This window comes from Paracoccus stylophorae (assembly GCF_028553765.1).
Lineage (GTDB): Bacteria > Pseudomonadota > Alphaproteobacteria > Rhodobacterales > Rhodobacteraceae > Paracoccus > Paracoccus stylophorae.
Genome location: NZ_CP067134.1, coordinates 2,655,600 through 2,672,211 on the forward strand (window position 1 = coordinate 2,655,600; position 16,612 = coordinate 2,672,211).

At 64.7% G+C, this 16,612-nt stretch carries 17 protein-coding genes and 1 tRNA gene; 3 read left to right on the forward strand and 15 right to left on the reverse strand.

Features of this window, described 5'->3' with window-relative positions; all coding sequences use genetic code 11:
* Positions 1-52: 52 nt before the first annotated feature.
* The 3 genes from JHW45_RS13100 (at position 53) to JHW45_RS13110 (ending at position 2,055) form a co-directional block, all read left to right on the forward strand.
* A complete protein-coding gene (locus tag JHW45_RS13100) occupies positions 53-1,222 on the forward strand; it encodes a deoxyguanosinetriphosphate triphosphohydrolase (RefSeq protein ID WP_272858044.1) in 1,170 nt (389 codons plus the stop codon).
* 84 nt (positions 1,223-1,306) lie between these two features.
* The gene (locus tag JHW45_RS13105) at positions 1,307-1,735 is read left to right on the forward strand and encodes an OsmC family protein (protein WP_272858045.1); all 429 of its coding nucleotides are present in this window, start codon (positions 1,307-1,309) and stop codon (positions 1,733-1,735) included.
* Entirely contained in the window at positions 1,735-2,055 is a 321-nt protein-coding gene (locus JHW45_RS13110) for a hypothetical protein (RefSeq protein WP_272858046.1), read from the forward strand. Before JHW45_RS13105 ends, JHW45_RS13110 begins: the two co-directional genes overlap by 1 nt.
* A gap of 192 nt (positions 2,056-2,247) precedes the next feature.
* Here JHW45_RS13110 and JHW45_RS13115 read toward each other — a convergent pair whose 3' ends face one another.
* From JHW45_RS13115 to JHW45_RS13185, 15 genes are all read right to left on the reverse strand, one after another.
* Entirely contained in the window at positions 2,248-3,093 is an 846-nt protein-coding gene (locus JHW45_RS13115) for an ATP-binding cassette domain-containing protein (protein WP_272858047.1), read from the reverse strand.
* The gene (locus JHW45_RS13120) at positions 3,090-3,929 is read right to left on the reverse strand and encodes an ABC transporter ATP-binding protein (RefSeq protein ID WP_272858048.1); all 840 of its coding nucleotides are present in this window, start codon (positions 3,927-3,929) and stop codon (positions 3,090-3,092) included. The genes JHW45_RS13115 and JHW45_RS13120 overlap by 4 nt, the downstream gene beginning before the upstream one ends.
* Before the next feature lie 3 nt (positions 3,930-3,932).
* Positions 3,933-4,832, reverse strand: a complete 900-nt coding sequence (locus tag JHW45_RS13125; RefSeq protein WP_272858049.1) for an ABC transporter permease subunit — start codon at positions 4,830-4,832, stop codon at positions 3,933-3,935.
* Positions 4,829-5,836, reverse strand: a complete 1,008-nt coding sequence (locus JHW45_RS13130) for an ABC transporter permease subunit (RefSeq protein WP_272858050.1) — start codon at positions 5,834-5,836, stop codon at positions 4,829-4,831. The genes JHW45_RS13125 and JHW45_RS13130 overlap by 4 nt, the downstream gene beginning before the upstream one ends.
* Positions 5,837-5,911: 75 nt before the next feature.
* On the reverse strand, positions 5,912-7,513 hold the full coding sequence (locus JHW45_RS13135) for an ABC transporter substrate-binding protein (protein WP_272858051.1): 1,602 nt from the start codon (positions 7,511-7,513) through the stop codon (positions 5,912-5,914).
* A gap of 170 nt (positions 7,514-7,683) precedes the next feature.
* A complete protein-coding gene (locus JHW45_RS13140) occupies positions 7,684-8,880 on the reverse strand; it encodes a M24 family metallopeptidase (protein ID WP_272858052.1) in 1,197 nt (398 codons plus the stop codon).
* Between the two features lie 100 nt (positions 8,881-8,980).
* Complete coding sequence (locus JHW45_RS13145) at positions 8,981-9,934, reverse strand: ABC transporter permease (protein WP_272858053.1); 954 nt, start codon at positions 9,932-9,934, stop codon at positions 8,981-8,983.
* Between the two features lie 6 nt (positions 9,935-9,940).
* Positions 9,941-11,239, reverse strand: coding sequence for an ABC transporter permease (locus JHW45_RS13150; protein WP_272858054.1), 1,299 nt, complete (start codon positions 11,237-11,239; stop codon positions 9,941-9,943).
* A 61-nt stretch (positions 11,240-11,300) separates the two neighbouring features.
* Positions 11,301-12,383 carry an ABC transporter substrate-binding protein gene (locus JHW45_RS13155; protein ID WP_272858055.1) on the reverse strand — a complete coding sequence of 361 codons (1,083 nt, stop codon included), beginning with the start codon at positions 12,381-12,383 and terminating at the stop codon, positions 11,301-11,303.
* A gap of 96 nt (positions 12,384-12,479) precedes the next feature.
* Positions 12,480-13,550, reverse strand: coding sequence for an ABC transporter substrate-binding protein (locus JHW45_RS13160; RefSeq protein WP_272858056.1), 1,071 nt, complete (start codon positions 13,548-13,550; stop codon positions 12,480-12,482).
* A 99-nt stretch (positions 13,551-13,649) separates the two neighbouring features.
* Positions 13,650-13,898, reverse strand: a complete 249-nt coding sequence (locus JHW45_RS13165; RefSeq protein WP_272858057.1) for a hypothetical protein — start codon at positions 13,896-13,898, stop codon at positions 13,650-13,652.
* A complete protein-coding gene (locus JHW45_RS13170) occupies positions 13,895-15,037 on the reverse strand; it encodes an ABC transporter ATP-binding protein (RefSeq protein WP_419181804.1) in 1,143 nt (380 codons plus the stop codon). The genes JHW45_RS13165 and JHW45_RS13170 overlap by 4 nt, the downstream gene beginning before the upstream one ends.
* A 185-nt stretch (positions 15,038-15,222) precedes the next feature.
* Positions 15,223-15,299: transfer RNA gene (locus JHW45_RS13175), tRNA-Pro, on the reverse strand.
* A gap of 44 nt (positions 15,300-15,343) precedes the next feature.
* Complete coding sequence (locus JHW45_RS13180) at positions 15,344-15,877, reverse strand: DUF192 domain-containing protein (protein ID WP_272858058.1); 534 nt, start codon at positions 15,875-15,877, stop codon at positions 15,344-15,346.
* On the reverse strand, positions 15,864-16,472 hold the full coding sequence (locus JHW45_RS13185) for a cold-shock protein (protein WP_272858059.1): 609 nt from the start codon (positions 16,470-16,472) through the stop codon (positions 15,864-15,866). Before JHW45_RS13185 ends, JHW45_RS13180 begins: the two co-directional genes overlap by 14 nt.
* Between the last annotated feature and the right edge of the window lie 140 nt (positions 16,473-16,612).

Below are 16,612 nucleotides of genomic sequence, written 5' to 3' on the forward strand. Positions count from 1 at the left end.
TGGATGCAGAATATAGGGTTCCGGCGCAGTTCCCGCAAGGAAGGCCCGCGACGTGACCACCGCCCCCTATGCCAGCAGGCCCGAAGACAGCCGCGGACGGTTATGGCCCGAACGCATGTCCACCTTCCGCTCTCCGTGGCAGCGCGACCGCGACCGCATCATCCATTCCAGCGCCTTCCGGCGGCTGAAGCACAAGACGCAGGTGTTCGTCGAACATGACGGCGACGCCTATCGCGGCGACTATTTCCGCACCCGCCTGACCCACACGATCGAGGTGGCGCAGGTCGCCCGCACCATCGCCGGCACGCTTGGCCTGAACACCGATCTGGCCGAGACCGTGGCCCTGGCGCACGATCTGGGCCATCCGCCCTTCGGCCACACGGGCGAGGATGCGCTGGCCACGCTGATGGCACCCTATGGCGGGTTCGACCACAACGCCCAGGCCCTGCGGATCGTCACGGCGCTGGAACGGCACTACGCCGATTTCGACGGGCTGAACCTGACATGGGAGGCGCTGGAGGGGATCGCCAAGCATAACGGCCCGGTCACCGGCGATCTGCCCTATGCGCTGGCGCAGGTGAACGCCCAGTGGGATCTGGAACTGTCCACCAATGCCAGCGCCGAGGCGCAGGTCGCGGCCGTGGCCGACGATGTGGCCTATAATCACCACGATCTGCATGACGGGCTGCGGGCGGAGCTGTTCACCGAGGAAGAGCTTGCCGAACTGCCCGTCATCGGCCCCGCCTTTGCGCGGGTCGACGAGCTTCACCCCGGTCTGGACCGGATGCGCCGCCGGCACGAGGCGCTGCGCCGCGTCTTCGGCGTCATGGTCGAGGACGTGATCGCCGTGGCCCAGAACCGCCTGACCGGCCTGCAACCGCAATCGGCGCAGGAAATCCGCGACATGGACGGGCCGATCATCCGGTTTTCCAAACCGCTTTATCAGAACATCAAGGCGATCAAGTCCTTCCTGTTCACGCGCATGTATCGCGCGCCCTCGGTCGTGGACGAACGCCACCGCGTCACCGCCATGCTGAACGATCTGTTCCCGCTGTTTCTGAACGAACCCGACCAGATGCCCGCGCAATGGCATGCCGCGGCCATGGCAGATCCGGACACCACCCACCGCGCGCGCGTCGTGCTGGATTACGTGGCCGGGATGACCGACCGCTATGCCATCTCGGAACATCAGCGCCTGTTTGCCGCCCCGAAACAGGGCTGAGCAGCGATATTTGCCGCAGCTTTGAACCTGGGGCGTCGCCGGGCGTTGGGCTGTGAATTCGCACAGACAGAAGGAGTTCTGCACATGGCCAAGTTCACACGCAGCGGTTCGGCCCATTGGGAAGGCGGTCTGAAAGACGGCAAGGGAAAGGTCTCGACCGAAAGCGGCGTCCTGTCCGATCAGCCCTACGGGTTCAACACAAGGTTCGAGGACAAGCCCGGCACCAACCCTGAAGAGTTGGTGGGCGCGGCCCATGCGGCCTGTTTCTCGATGGCGCTGTCGAAGATGCTGGAAGAGGCCGGGATCGGCAATGTCAGCGTCGAGACCAGCTCCAAAATCACTTTGGAACAGGACGGTGAGGGATTTACCGTGACCAAGGCGCATCTGACCACGAAGGTGGCGGGCGACGGCGACAAGGCCAAGATCGAGGATCTGGCACAGCAGGCCAAGGCCGGCTGCCCCATCTCGAAACTGTTCAACGCCGACGTGACCATGGATGCCACCGTCGGGTGATGCCGACCCGGATCGGACACGAGATCGCGATCAGCATCCCGCACAAGACCACGCTGGACTGCCGTGTGGCGCCGCACGAATCGCGCCGCGGGGATCTCGTGTCGCCCCAGATCGTTCGCACCGCCCCGTCCATTCCGCTGGACGAACATCCGGACGATTACGGCAATGCCCGCCGGCGCATGACCGCGCCGGCGGCTCTTTTCACGTTGTCAGGCGACGCAACGCTGCACGACAGCCGGACGCCCGATGCGATGAACCGGGCGGCGGCCGAACTGCCAATCATCCCGTCGACCGTCAGGGACACCAGCTTGACGGGCTGACGCTCCGGCGCCGGCGACGCCCGTTGATCGTCGGAGTTCGACCATTACCAAGGCCGATCTGGCCTATGTCGTCAGCCATCACCTGCTGCGGATCGTGATCGTCATCCTGCTCGCGCCGATCTGGCCAGCATTATGGCGCGGCGGTAACAGCGGGGCGGAACGACGCATGTCACGGCGCAGCGCTGCGCCCTTTCACCCCGCAGCGGCCTCGCGCGCGGCCTTTCGCCGCGCCACGCGGGCGCGGATCGCCTCGATATCGGTGACGGGGGTCGCGGCGAACAGCTGTTTGGTATAGGGGTGGGTCGGGTTGGCGAAGATCGCGTCGCGCGAGGCCTGTTCGACGGCCTCGCCCTTGGAAATCACCATCACCTCGTCCGCGATATAGCGCACCACCGACAGATCGTGGCTGACGAAGACATAGGTCAGCCCCATCTCGTCCTGAAGATCGGCCAGCAGGTTCAGCACCTGCGCCTGCACCGACAGATCCAGCGCCGACACCGGCTCGTCCAGCACCAGCAGCGATGGGTTCAGCATCAGCGCGCGCGCAATCGCAATCCGCTGCCGCTGCCCGCCCGAGAACATGTGCGGATAGCGGTTGTAATGCTCGGGCATCAGCCCGACCTTTTCCAGCATCGCGCGCGCCCGGTCGCGGCGTTCCCCCGCCGGCGTGTCGGTGTTGATGATCAGCGGTTCGGTCAGCACGTCGCCGATCTTCTGGCGCGGGTTCAGGCTGCCATAGGGGTTCTGGAACACCATCTGCACCTTGGAGCGCAGTTCCGGTCCGGGTCGTTTCGCCTCGATATCGACGCGCTGGCCGTCGATCAGCAATTCGCCCTCGGACGGGGCGTCGATCAGCGCCACGATGCGGGCCAGGGTGGATTTTCCCGACCCGGATTCGCCGACGATGGCCAGCGTCTTGCCCTTTTCCACCTTGAAGTCGATGCCCTTGAGGGCGCGAACGGTCGTGGACCGGCGCATCATGCTGCCCGGCATGTGATAATCCCGGACGATGCCGCGACCTTCGACGACGGGACTCATCGCACGGTCTCCTCTTGGAAAAAGTCCGACACGGTGGGCAGACGGTCGCCGGTCGCGTGTTCGGGCAGCGCCGACAGCAGCGCGCGGGTATAGCCGCTTTGCGGTGCCTCGAACAGGGTCAGCACGTCGGCTTCCTCCATCTTGCGGCCCTTGTATTGCACCACCACCCGGTCGGCGGTCTCGGCCACCACGCCCATGTCATGCGTGATCAGGATCAGGCCCATGCCGTAATCCTCTTGCAGGCTTATCAGCAGGTCCAGGATCTGTTTCTGGATCGTCACATCCAGCGCCGTGGTGGGTTCGTCCGCGATCAGCAGGCGCGGGTTGCTGGCGATGGCGATGGCGATCATCACCCGCTGACACTGGCCGCCCGACATCTGGTGGGGATAGGATTTCAGCTTCTCCTCGGGGTCCGGTATCCCGACCGAGCGGAAGAGTTCCAGCGCGCGTGCCCGCGCCTCCTTGCCCGACATGCCCAGATTGATGCGCAGCACCTCCTCGATCTGGAAACCGGCGGTGAAGGACGGGTTCAGCGAGGCGACGGGTTCCTGAAAGATCATCGTGATCTGCCGGCCGATCAGCTTGCGCCGCTGCGCGTCGGTCATCGCCAGCATGTCCTGACCGTCATAGGTCATCTCGTCGGCGGTGACGGTGGCGGTGTCGGGCAGCAGCCCCATCACCGCCAGCATCGACACCGACTTGCCGGACCCCGATTCGCCCACGATGGCCAGAACCTCGCTGCGGTCCACCGACACGTCGATCCCGTCCACGGCGGTAAAGCTGCCGGTGGCGGTCGCGAATTTCACGGTCAGGTTGCGGATGGTCAACAGGGACATCGCTCAGCTCCGCTTCAGTTTCGGGTCAAGCGCGTCCCGCAGGCCGTCGCCCATCATGTTGATCGCCAGCACCGAGATCAGGATCGCCAGACCGGGAAAGGTCACGACCCACCAGGCGCGCAGGATGAATTCGCGCGCCTCGGCCAGCATCGTGCCCCATTCCGGCGCGGGCGGTTGCGCGCCCATCCCCAGAAAGCCAAGCGCGGCGGAATCCAGCACCGCCGCCGAAAAGGACAGGGTCGCCTGCACGATCAGGGGCGCCAGGCAATTGGGCAGGATGGTCTTGAACATCAGGCGGAAATTGCCGGCGCCCGCGACGCGCGCGGCGGTGACGTATTCGCGCCGCATCTCTCCCATCACGGCGGCGCGGGTCAGGCGGGCGAAATGCGGCTGATAGACGATGGCGATGGCGATCATCGCGTTCGTCAGCCCCGGTCCCAGCACCGCGACCAGAACCAGCGCCAGCAGCAGCGACGGAAAGGCCAGGATCACGTCCATCACGCGCATGATCAGCGTATCGACCCAGCCCCGGAAGAACCCGGCGATCAGGCCGATGAAGATGCCGCCGACCAGTGCGATGGACACCACGACGATGCCGATGAACAGCGAATACTGCGCGCCGAAGATCAGCCGCGACAGCATGTCCCGCCCGACCGCATCGGTCCCCAGCAGAAACTCGCTGCGCCCGCCCTCTTGCCAGACCGGCGGCAGCAGAAGCGCGTCGCGATACTGCGTGGCCGCGCCGTGCGGCGCGATCAGCGGCGCGAAGATCGCGATCAGCACCAGCAGGATGAACACGAACAGCCCCGCGACCGCCCCCCGGTTCTGCCGGAAATAGAACCAGAACTCGGCCAGCATCTGGCGGCGGATCGCGGCGGCCGAAAGCGGCGCTGTGGTGCTCATGATGCGCGGATCCTTGGATTGATGAGGCCATAGGTCAGATCGACCAGCAGGTTCACGATCATCACCATGCCCGCGATCAGCAAAAGGCCCGATTGCACGACCGGATAATCGCGGCGCGAGATGGAATCGATCATCCACTTGCCGATGCCGGGCCAGGAAAAGATCGTCTCGGTCAGAATCGCGCCGGCCATCAGCACGCCGATCTGAAGGCCGATCGTGGTGACGACCGGGATCATCGCGTTGCGCAGCGCGTGCACCCCGATCACCCGGCGGCGCGGCATCCCCTTGGCGCGCGCGGTGCGGACGTAATCCTCGCCCATCACCTCAAGCATGGCGGACCGGGTCTGGCGCGCGATCACCGCCAGCGGGATCGTCGCCAGCACGACCGAGGGCAGGATCAGGTGACTGACCGCCGACAGGAACGCCCCGTCCTGCCCCGACAGAAGGCTGTCGATCAGCATGAACCCGGTCACCTGCGGGAAATAATACATCAGGCTGATCCGGCCCGATACCGGCGTCCAGCCGAGAATGCCGGAAAAGAAGATGATCAGCAAAAGCCCCCACCAGAAGATCGGCATCGAAAACCCGACCAGCGCCGAGGTCATCGAGATCTGGTCGAACCAGCTGCCGCGCTTGATCGCGGCCAGCACGCCCACCGGCACGCCGACCAGCGTGGCGATCAGGATGGCGCACAGGCCCAACTCGACCGTCGCCGGAAACAGGGCCAGGAACTCGGTCAGGACGGGTTTCTTGGTGACCAGCGAATTGCCGAAATCGCCGTGCATCAGCCGGCCCAGAAAATCCAGATATTGCATCACCAGCGGCTTGTCGAAACCCAGCTGCGCGCTCAGCATGGCGTGGCGTTCGGGCGAGACGCCGCGTTCGCCGGCCATCAGCAGCACCGGGTCGCCGGGCAGGATCCGCACGAACCCGAAGGCGATGATGGTGATCCCCAGAAAGGTCGGGACCAGATAAAGCAGCTTTGACAGCAGGAACCGGACCATGTGCCTCTTTCCTTTGGGAACGCGCGGACGTCGTGTCCGCGCGTTCGTGCGTCAATCAGAAATGACGCGGCAGGCTTATTCGGCCAGATCCACATCCTCGAAGGTGAAATCGCCCAAGGGGCTCATCTGGAAGCCTTCGACGTTCTTGGCCATCGGCACATACTGGGTCGAATGGGCGATGGTGAACCAGGGCGCCTGATCCTTGAAGATGACCTGCGCCTCTTCATACAGTCTCGTGCGCTCGTCCTGATCGGCGGTCACCTTGGCCTGTTGCAGCAGGTCCGAGAATTCCTCGTTGCACCAGAACGCGCGGTTCGCGCCGCCTTCCTGCGCGGAATCGCAGGACAGCAGCACCGACAGGAAGTTGTCCGGGTCGCCGTTATCGCCGGTCCAGCCCAAGATCACCGCGCCGTCGCGGCCGGCCTCCATCGACTTGGACAGGTATTCGCCCCATTCATAGGACACGATATCCGCGCTGACGCCGACTTTGGACAGATCCTCCTGCATCAGCTCGGCGGTCCGGCGCGCATTCGGCATGTAGGGCCGCTGCACCGGCATCGCCCAGATGTTCATCGACAGATCGGTGACGCCCTCTTCCTCAAGCATCGCGCGCGCGGCCTCGGGATCGTAGGGATCGTCCTCGATGCTGTCGTTATAGGACCACATGGTCGGCGGGATCGGGTTCTTGGCGGGTTCCGCCGCGCCCTGGAACACCGCGTCGATGATGGCCTCCTTGTTGATGGCCATGTTCAGCGCCTTGCGCACCTTGGGATTGTCGAACGGCGCGACCGTGGTGTTATAGGCCAGATAGCCCACGTTCAGCCCCGGCTGCTGATCCAGCTTCAGGCTGTCATCAGCCTTGATCGATTCCAGGTCGGCAGGCGAGGGAAACGGCATCAGGTGACATTCGCCGGCCTTCAGCTTTTGCAGACGGACCGAGGAATCGGGCGTGATCGCGAACACCAGATCGTCGATCTTGGGCGCATCGCCCCAGTAATCGGGGTTCTTCTGATACCGGATCACGGCATCCTTCTGATAGGCCACGAACTTGAACGGGCCGGTGCCGATGGGCAGGTTGTTCAGGTCCTGCTGCGCGCCCGCCTCTTCCAGCGTGTCAGCATATTCCTTGGACACGATCGAGGCGAAGGGCATGGCGATATTGGCCAGGAACGGCGCCTCGGGCTGGTTCAGCGTGAACTTGACGGTGTAATCATCGACTTTCTCGATGGATTTCACCAGGTTCGGCATGTTCATCGAGGTATAGTATTCATAGGTGATCCCCGGAATATACTGGTTCCACGGGTGATCGGGATCGCCCTGACGCTGGAACGAGAAGATCACGTCATCGGCGTTGAAATCGCGGGTCGGCGTAAAGCGGTCGTTCGACTGCCATTTGACGCCTTCGCGCAGCTTGAAGGTGTATTCGGTGCCGTCCTCGGACACCTCCCAGCTTTCGGCCAGACCGGGTTCGACCTCGGTCGTGCCCTTCTTGAACTCGGTCAGGCGATTATAGATCGGATGGGCCGAGGCGTCGAAGGTCGTGCCTGCGGTATAGGGCGAGGGGTCGAACCCTTCGGGCGACGCTTCCGAGCAATAGACGAAGGTTTTGGCTTCGGCGACGGCGGTGGTCAGGGCCAGCGCCGACACGGCCAGAAGACTGCGGGACAGGTATTGCATTTCGGTGATCCTTTCGACTCTCTGTTGAACTTGTGACGGCGTTGTCCCCGAACGGGATTCGCCGTGCATCTTGCATTGGTTATACCCGGAAGATCGGGCCGTTCCAGCGGTCCCGATCGGGCTGTTCCTTTCCTGCACAAACGCCGCGCGACGCGCAAGGTCGATCCTGCCTATCCAAAGGGCCGGTCCAGCGTCTGCGAGGGCGGGCAGAACCAGCGCGGCCCGTCATCGGTCATGCACACGATATCCTCCAGCCGGACGCCGCATTCGCCATAGACGCACAGCATCGGTTCGATGGAAAAACACATGCCCGGTTGCAGGGGCGTGCGGTTTCCCTTCACGATCCAGGGTTCCTCGTGGATGTCCATGCCCAGCCCGTGCCCGGTCCGGTGCGGCAGGCCCGGCACCCGATAACCCGGGCCGAACCCGGCCCCGGCGATCACGTCACGCGCCGCGGCATCGACAGCCTCGCAGGCCGCGCCGTTCCGTGCGGCCTCGAAGGCCGCGCGATGGGCGTCATGTTCCACCTGCCACAGATGGCGCTGTCGGTCGGTCGGCGTGCCGAAGACATAGGTGCGGGTGATGTCGGACTGATAGCCGTGCAACGTGCCGCCCATATCGACCAGAACCATGTCGCCCTCGCGCAGCGTCTGCGGATCGGGCACGCCATGCGGATAGGCGGTCGCCTCGCCGAACTGCACGGCATGAAACAGCGGCGTCAGTCCGCAGGCCCGATGCGCGGCGTCGATGAACTGCCCGATCTCGGTCGTGGTGACGCCCGCGCGCAGCCCGGCGTGGACGGCGCGCTGGACCTGCCAGCTTGCATCCATCGCCGCCTGGATGATCGCGATCTCGGCCGACGACTTGATCTGGCGCAGCGAGGCGATGATGTCGGCGGCCGATTCCACCTGCCCGTCCATCGCCGCCATCATCCCCGACGCGAACCGGAACGGCGTCGCCGGGTCCAGCGCCAGACCCTGCCCCGTCAGCCCAGTCAGATGCTGCGCGACCAGGGCGAACGGGTCCTCATCCTCTTGCCACATCAGCATCGGGCCGGGGATGCGCAGCAGGCTTTCCAGCTTGGGCGCCTCGAATACCGGCGTCAGATAGACCGGCGGACCCTCTGCCGTCACAAGCGCGCCGTGGATGCGTTCGGACTGGCCCAGCCGCAGGCCGGTGAAATAGGTCAGCGAGGTGGACGCATCCAGCCAGACCGCCGCCAGCCCCGCCGCCCGGATTCGGTCTTGCAGCGCGGACAGCCGCGCCTGCATCTCGGCCACGGCAATGGCGGGCGCCGAGACGGGGCGGAACCGGTGCAGCGCGCGATCCAGATCGGTCTGCGCGGGCGCGGCGGTGGGGTCGGTCATGCAGCTTTCCTTCTGTGCAGGCTGTCCGGTCGCAGGCGCGGGTTGCGGAACGCCGTCGCCACGATCCGCGAAGTCGGCGCGGGCCGCGCCGGGATCGCCTTCAATGCGGGGTGATACCCCGGATACGCTCGGACCGGCGGCGCAGCAACTCGACCGTGGTCAGCAGCGCGATGGAAAAGATCACCAGCAGCGTCGCCACCGCCAGGATGGCGGGGCTGATTTGTTCGCGGATGCCGTTCCACATCTGGCGCGGGATCGTCTGCTGATCGGGTCCGGCGATGAACAGCACCGCCACCACCTCGTCGAACGAGGTGACGAACGCGAACAGCGCGCCCGAGATCACGCCGGGCAGGATCAGCGGCATGGTGATGCGAAAGAAGGTCGTGCGCGGATTGGCGCCCAGCGACGCGGCGGCCCGGTTCAGCGACTGGTCGAACCCGACCAGCGTCGCGGTCACGGTGATGATAACGAACGGGATGCCCAGCGTCGCATGGGCCAGAACCACGCCCAGATAGGTGCCGGCCAGCCGCCCGCAACTGGTCGGCAGCCCCACCAGGCCCAACAGCTCGCACGGGTTCGAATAGAAGAAGAACATGCCCGTCGCCGTGATGATCAGCGGCACGATCATGGGCGAGATCAGCGTCGCCATGATCGCGCGCCGGAACGGCATTTCCGGCCGCGACAGGCCAAGCGCGGCCAGCGTGCCCAGCACCGTCGCAAGCAGGGTCGCGAAGAAGCCGATGATGATCGAGTTCTTGGCCGCGTTCACCCATTTCGCATTCGCCCAGGCATCGGCCCACCAGCTTGCGTCGCGCGGCCCGTCGGGATCGATCATGCCAAAGGTCAGCAGGCTGTCATACCAGCGCATGGAATAGCCTGCCGGATCGAATTCCAGCATCCTGTCGGTGAAGGTGAAATACGGCTCGGCGTTGAAGCTGAGCGGGATGATCACCACGATCGGCGCGATCAGGAAAAAGAAGATCAGGCCGCAGATCACCAGATAGGCGTAATGCCAAGCGCGTTCCAGCGGGCTTGCATAGGTCGGGACAGCCATTCGCGTTCACCCCAGCTTGAGATTGTCGATGCCGACCATACGGTCGTAAAGCCAGTACAGGATCAGGACCGACGCCAGCAGCAGCGCCGCCAGCGCCGCGGCCATCGACCAGTTCAGCGTGTCGGTCATGTGCATGGCGATCATGTTCGAGATCAGCTGCCCCGAGGATCCGCCGACCAGCGCGGGCGTGATGTAGTATCCGACCGCCAGGATGAAGACCAGCAGCGCCCCGGCCCCCAGCCCCGGCAGGGTCTGCGGGAAATAGACCCGGCGGAACGCGGTCCAGCTGGTCGCGCCCAGGCTGCGCGCGGCCCGGACATAGGACGGGTTGATCGTGCGCATCACCGAATACAGCGGCAGGATCATGAAGGGCAGCAGGATATGGGTCATGGCGATGATCGTTCCCGCCTGGTTGTAGATCATCTGCAATCGCTGGCCGTTGCCGATCAGGCCCAGCCACACGAGGATGTCGTTGATCACCCCCTGCTGTTGCAGCAGCACCATCCAGCTTGTCGTGCGCACCAGCAACGAGGTCCAGAACGGCAGCAGCACCAGGATCATCAGCAGGTTCGATTTCCGCATCGGCAGCGTCGCCAGCAAATGCGCGACCGGAAAGCCCAGCAGAAAGGTCAGGCCGGTAATCAGGGCCGACAGCCAGAAGGTGCGCATGAACAGCATCACATAGACGCGCTGGCGTTCGGGGACGCGCTGGATGCTGCCGTCCTCGGCCCGCGTGCGGTCCAGCGAGGCCAGATAGAAATTGCCGGTATAGGGCGTTGCCGCGTCGCGCATCGCGCTCCACAAGGCGGGGTCGGCCCATTCCTCGTCCATCTCCAGCAGGGCCTGTTCATAGGGCGGCTCGATCCCGCGCCGCACCTTGCGGCCGGTCGAGGTGAACAGCGACCGCGTGCCCGGCACGTCATAATTGATCCGCGTGCCGACGACGCCGATCGTGCGCGCCTCGGCCGAAGCCTGCAGATCTGCGGCCAGCGCGGCCCATGCGGCCTCGTCGGGGTCGGTGCCGCGCGGGTTTTCGGCAAACCATTGCGAGGTCTGCGGCATGTGGGCCGAGAACCCGTCATTATAGAACGACCGCTGCAACATCTGCCCGATGGGCACGACAAAGGTGATCAGGATGAAGGCCAGCAGCGGCAGCACCAGCAGAAAGGCGCGGCGCTTGGCCCGCAACTGGCTGCGCGCCAGCGCGCGCGACAGCGGCTTGCCGTCGGCGGTCGTCAACGCCCCGTCCGCCCCGCCCCCGGCGGTGGTGACGATGGCGGCATGAGGATCAAGAGCGTTCGCCATAAAGTCTCCGGCACTATCGGCGCCGCCCCCGGCCCGGCGGGCCGAAGGCGGCAGGGTCAGGTCACGAACCGGCCAGCCAGCTGTTGAACCGCTCGGTCAGTTCGGCGTCGTGGTCGGCCCAGAATTCCGGATCGTCCATCACCGCCGTCTGCATGTATTCGGGATTGGTCGGCATGTGCGGAGCCATGTCGGTCTCGCCGTCCTGATACTTGCCCACAAGCCCGGCCGAGGATTTCCGCGCCGGTCCATAAGCGATGTACTTCGCCTGATCCGCCAGACGCTGCGTGTCGGTGGCGAATTTCAGGTATTCCATCGCCTCCTCGGGATTGGGCGAATCCTTGGGAATCGCGAACATGTCCAGATCCATGTACTGGCCGTCCCAGATGATCTTGAACGGCTTGCCCTCGGCCACCATCGCATCGAAGAAGCGACCGTTATAGCCGGTGGCCATCGCCACCTCGCCATCGGCCAGCAGCTGCACGGGCTGTGCGCCGGCCTCCCACCAGACGACCTCGTCCTTGATCGTGTCCAGCTTGGCGAATGCCTGCGCGACGCCTTCGTCCGATCCCAGCTTGTCATAGATCTGGTCGGCCGGCACGCCATCGGCGATCAGCGCCAGATACAGCGTGCGCTTGGGGTTTTTGGGCAGGCCGCGCTGGCCCGGAAACTGTTCCAGATCGAAGAAATCGGCGGCGCTGTCGGGCGGATTGTCGGGGAACCTGGTCTCGTCATAGGCGATCACCGTGCCCCAGAAGATGTTGGCGACGGCGCAATCCTGCAACGCGCCGTCAAGGAAATCCTCTTCGGCGGGGGTGCCGTCGGGGGCCGGGGGCAGATCGGCGGGGTCGATCTCGACCAGCGCGCCCTCGTCGCACAGCCGGATCGCGTCGGACACCTCGATGTCGAACACGTCGCCGGTGATGTTGCGCGCCTCGACCTGCGCCTTCAGCGGCGTGGCGGGGTTGTCGGCGGCGATCATGTTGACCTTGATGCCGGTCTGTTCGGTGAAGGGGAGGTTATACGCCTCGACCTGCGACCGCTCATAGGCGCCGCCCCAGGACACGACGTTCACCTCGCCCTCGGCCAGCGCCGCCGAGGCGAAACCGGCGATGGCGGTGGTGAGTATCAGGGTTTTCCTGTTCATCTTGTTGCTCCCGTTGGATGATCCGGCGTTGGTGCCGTGTGTTTTATTGGTCGGCAGTCCGGCAGGCGGATCGCGAAACCCGCCTGCCGTCTTGTGTCAGCTGGCCAGCCAGCTGTTGAAACGCTCATTCAGCTCGGCATCGTGATCGACCCAGAAATCCAGGTCCGATCCAAGCGCGTTCTGCATGTTCGCCTCGGTCGTGGGCAGGTTCGGCCCCATCGGCGTGTCGGTGCCTTCGATGTTGCCGACAAGTTCCGCCGCCGAACGGCGCGGCGGGCCATAGCTGATGAATTCGGCCGCGCGGGCCTGCTGCTCGGGTGCGGTCGAGAAGGCGATGAATTTCTGCGCGTCCTCAAGATTGGGCGCGCCCTTGGGCATCACCCAGCCTTCCATCTCATAGATCTGACCGTCCCAGATGATCTCGAACGGCTTGCCCTCGCCATGGGCGGCGTTGAAGATCCGGCCGTTGAAGGCATAGGCCATGCTGACCTCGCCATCGGCCAGCAGTTGCGGCGGCTGCGCGCCGGCCTCCCACCAGATCACGCTGTCCTTGATCTCGCCCAGCTTGGCAAAGGCCTGATCGACGCCTTCGGCGGTCTGCAGGACGTCATAGACCTGATCGGCGGGCACGCCATCGGCCATCAGCGCCAGTTCCAGGTTGAACTTGGCGCCCTTGCGCATGGTGCGCTTGCCGGGGAATGCCTCAAGATCGAAGAAATCCGCCGGACCGGCAGGCTTCGCGTCCGAAAACCGGCTGTCGTCATAGGCCAGCACCATCGAATAGACGTCGGTGCCGACGAAACAGTCGGTGATCGCGCCCTCGATGAAATCCTCTTCCGCCGGGGTTCCGTCGGGCGCGGGTTCCAGGATCGCCGGGTCGATGGTTTCCAGCAGCCCTTCGTCGCACAGGCGCACCGCGTCGGCATATTCTACCGAGGCCACGTCCGTCGTGACGTTGCCGGCATCGACCATCGCCTTGATCGGCGTGGCCGGGTTGTCGGTATCCGACATCGTCACCTTGATCCCGGTCTCGGATTCGAAGGGTTTCACATAGGCTTCAAGGTGGCTGTTGCCATAGGCGCCGCCCCAGGACAGCAGATTGACATCGGCAAGAACCGGCGAGGCGACAAGGCCAAGCGCGGTGGTCAACACAAGAGTTCGGGTCATCGATAGCTCCAATACCATGGTGATCGCGGCGCTTTGGCCGTCATTCTTGGCCCTTGCGGGCGGAAAAGGGCCGGGCCCGCCAAGGCACCGGCCGCTTGTTCACGAGGCCAGCCAGGCCGCAAATCGTTCGTTCAGCTGCGACATGTGGTCGACCCAGAAATCGTTGTCGAAGGGCAGCGCGTTGGTCATGTTCCGGCGCGCCTGAACCGGCGTCGCAAGGTTGCCCATATCGGTCATGCTGACGCCGATTGCGGTTGCCCCGCCCCACGACATGACCTCGACCGTGCCCTCCGCCAGCGCCCATGAGGGGGCGGCCAGCGCGGTGCAGATCAGCATCGCTTTATTCACGGGCTTGTCCTTTCCTGTTCGGATGGCGCGGCATGGGCGATCGGGTCCAGCGCGCGGGCATCGGCGGGGTGCCAGCCGACCTTGATCTTCTGGCCCGGCTGAAGATGCGTCTGGCCCTGCGTGTTGCGCATCTTCATGACGAAATCGTCGGCCCCCGCGACGTTCAGCCGCGCGCGCAGGATGTCGCCCATATAGATCACCTCGACCACGGTCGCGTCGATCATGTGCGCGCCCTGCGGCATCATCTCGGGCTTGAACTCGACCCGTTCGGGGCGGATCGAGACCAGCGTCTTCTGACCCTTTTCGGTGACGTTTACCGGGGTCGCGTCGATCAGTTCGCCCGAGGACAGGCGCACCAGCGCGTTCTGACCGCTCAGCTTCTCGATCGTGCCGGGCAGCTTGTTGTTCTCGCCGATGAACTGGGCCACGAAACTGTTCTCGGGCCGCTCATACAGGTCCGCCGGCGCGGCAAGCTGCTGGATGCGGCCATCGTCGAAGACCGCGACCCGGTCCGACATCGTCAGCGCCTCGCCCTGATCGTGGGTGACGTAGACGACCGTGATTCCCAGTTTCTCGTGCAGATGCTTGATTTCGAACTGCATATGTTCGCGCAGCTGCTTGTCCAGCGCGCCAAGCGGTTCGTCCATCAGCACCAGTTGCGGATCGAAGACCAGCGCGCGCGCCAGCGCGATACGCTGCTGCTGCCCGCCCGACAACTGCGCCGGACGGCGGCTGGCGAAGCTGCCCATCTGCACCATGTCCAGCGCGTTGCGGATGCGGCTTTCGCGTTCGGCCTTGCCCATGCCGCGCACTTCCAGCGGAAAGGACAGGTTCTCGCCCACCGTCATGTGCGGAAACAGCGCATAGTTCTGAAACACCATGCCGATGCCGCGCTTGTGGGGGGGAACCTGGTTGATCGGCCGGCCGGCCAGCCGGATCTCGCCATGGGTGGCGGTCTCGAAACCGGCCAGCATCATCAGGCAGGTGGTCTTGCCGGACCCCGACGGCCCCAGCATCGTCAGAAACTCGCCCTTGTCGATCGAAAGGTTCAGGTCCTTGACGACAAGCGTCTGGCCGTCATAGCTTTTCTGCACATGCTCAAAGGCGACATAGGCGTCGCCAGTGCGTTGATCCAGCAATGAGCGCTCTCCCCGTTATGATATCGTTATTCAGCGCGAGGCTGAGGTTAAGCGCCCGCAAGCCACGCTGGCAACACCATTTCCGACTTTTCTTCGCCGGCAGCCACGCCCATGCGCGCGCACGGCCAACGGCGCGCAAGCCGCTGGCATCGCGAGGGAACAAGATGGGGAAAAGATCGGGATGCTGGTCGGGGCGAGAGGATTCGAACCTCCGACCTACGGTACCCAAAACCGTCGCGCTACCAGGCTGCGCTACGCCCCGACGAACGCGGTTCTAGCGGATGCGGAAGACCGGGGAAAGAGGGTTCAGCGACAGGGCCACGCGGCCCGATCCTGCGCGATGGCGGGAAACGCCATCGGCTGGCCGACCTGCAGGCCCAGACGCGCCGCCTCGCCGCCGGCAATTTCCAGCGCCATCAGACGCGCGGGGTCGGGATCGCCGGGGGCGGCGCCGGGAATGGGCGTCTCGTCCAGCGGGCGGGCCATCGGATGAATATGTCGAATCACTCCGGCGGCGTCCAGGAACACGATATCCAGCGGGATCAGCGTGTTGCGCATCCAGAACGCCACCTCGCGCGGTGTGTCGTAGATGAACAGCATCCCCTGCCCCGCAGGCAGCGCGCGGCGGAACATCAGCCCCTGGGCGCGTTCGTCCGGCGTGTCGGCGATTTCGACCCGGATCGTCTGCACCCCGTCCCGGGTCGGAAACATCACCCGGTCGGGGCTGCAATCGGCAGGCGCGGTGTCCGCAATCGCATCGGACACGGCCGGCAGACCCGACAGGCACAGCGCGAACGCCGCCGCAACGATCCGCCGGTGTAGACCGCTACTCGGCGACATGCGCCAGGTATTCGTCCGCATCGCCGTTGTCGTCGTCGTCGTGCAGCCGCAGCGGGTGCAATTCACCGCCGTTTTCGTCATCGCCGCGATCCCAGCTGGTGATCTGCGCGGCCATCAGACCGCGCGGCCCCTCGACCACGCGGATGCCCACAGCCTCGCCGATGGCAAGATCGGAAAAGCCGGAATGGCGCAGCACCTCGATATGGATGAACACGTCGTCGGGATGGCCGAAGATATTGGCGAACCCGAACCCCTTGCCCTTGTCGAACCATTTCACCCGCGCCGGCCGCAACGGCAGCGAATCAAGCTGATCGATCACCTCGCTGTCAATATCCGCGATGGGGGGCGTTCCGTCCGTCTCGGGCGGCTCGATCTCGACCACTTCGGACGCCTGAAGACCGCGCGTGGTGGGCTGAACCCAGGCGGTGACGCGCGACTGGTCCGCGACCGAGCTGCGGCCGAAATTGCGCAACACGTTGGCATGCAACAGAATATCGGGGCCGCCATCGCTGTTCAGGATGAAGCCATAGCCCTTGGCCGGGTCGAACCATTTGACCCGCCCGGACACAAGCTTGAGGCCGCATTCTTCCGTCATCTTTTCACCATTACCGCGCAACATGGACGCATTTCCGAACTTTACGCGCACCGGCCATCGCGTTCAAACGTTTTGATGGCGGGCGGCCCGGTTGCAGTCGCGCGGAATCTCCAGCTCGTTTCATCTTTTTTCCCGCACGA

Coding starts and splice junctions, on each gene's coding strand:
- JHW45_RS13105 (WP_272858045.1), top strand. CDS start 1,307: ATGGCCAAGTTCACACGCAGCGGTTCGGCCCATTGGGAAGGCGGTCTG.
- JHW45_RS13120 (WP_272858048.1), bottom strand. CDS start 3,929: ATGTCCCTGTTGACCATCCGCAACCTGACCGTGAAATTCGCGACCGCC.
- JHW45_RS13110 (WP_272858046.1), top strand. CDS start 1,735: ATGCCGACCCGGATCGGACACGAGATCGCGATCAGCATCCCGCACAAG.
- JHW45_RS13150 (WP_272858054.1), bottom strand. CDS start 11,239: ATGGCGAACGCTCTTGATCCTCATGCCGCCATCGTCACCACCGCCGGG.
- JHW45_RS13115 (WP_272858047.1), bottom strand. CDS start 3,093: ATGAGTCCCGTCGTCGAAGGTCGCGGCATCGTCCGGGATTATCACATG.
- JHW45_RS13130 (WP_272858050.1), bottom strand. CDS start 5,836: ATGGTCCGGTTCCTGCTGTCAAAGCTGCTTTATCTGGTCCCGACCTTT.
- JHW45_RS13140 (WP_272858052.1), bottom strand. CDS start 8,880: ATGACCGACCCCACCGCCGCGCCCGCGCAGACCGATCTGGATCGCGCG.
- JHW45_RS13185 (WP_272858059.1), bottom strand. CDS start 16,472: ATGACGGAAGAATGCGGCCTCAAGCTTGTGTCCGGGCGGGTCAAATGG.
- JHW45_RS13125 (WP_272858049.1), bottom strand. CDS start 4,832: ATGAGCACCACAGCGCCGCTTTCGGCCGCCGCGATCCGCCGCCAGATG.
- JHW45_RS13155 (WP_272858055.1), bottom strand. CDS start 12,383: ATGAACAGGAAAACCCTGATACTCACCACCGCCATCGCCGGTTTCGCC.
- JHW45_RS13160 (WP_272858056.1), bottom strand. CDS start 13,550: ATGACCCGAACTCTTGTGTTGACCACCGCGCTTGGCCTTGTCGCCTCG.
- JHW45_RS13180 (WP_272858058.1), bottom strand. CDS start 15,877: ATGTCGCCGAGTAGCGGTCTACACCGGCGGATCGTTGCGGCGGCGTTC.
- JHW45_RS13135 (WP_272858051.1), bottom strand. CDS start 7,513: ATGCAATACCTGTCCCGCAGTCTTCTGGCCGTGTCGGCGCTGGCCCTG.
- JHW45_RS13145 (WP_272858053.1), bottom strand. CDS start 9,934: ATGGCTGTCCCGACCTATGCAAGCCCGCTGGAACGCGCTTGGCATTAC.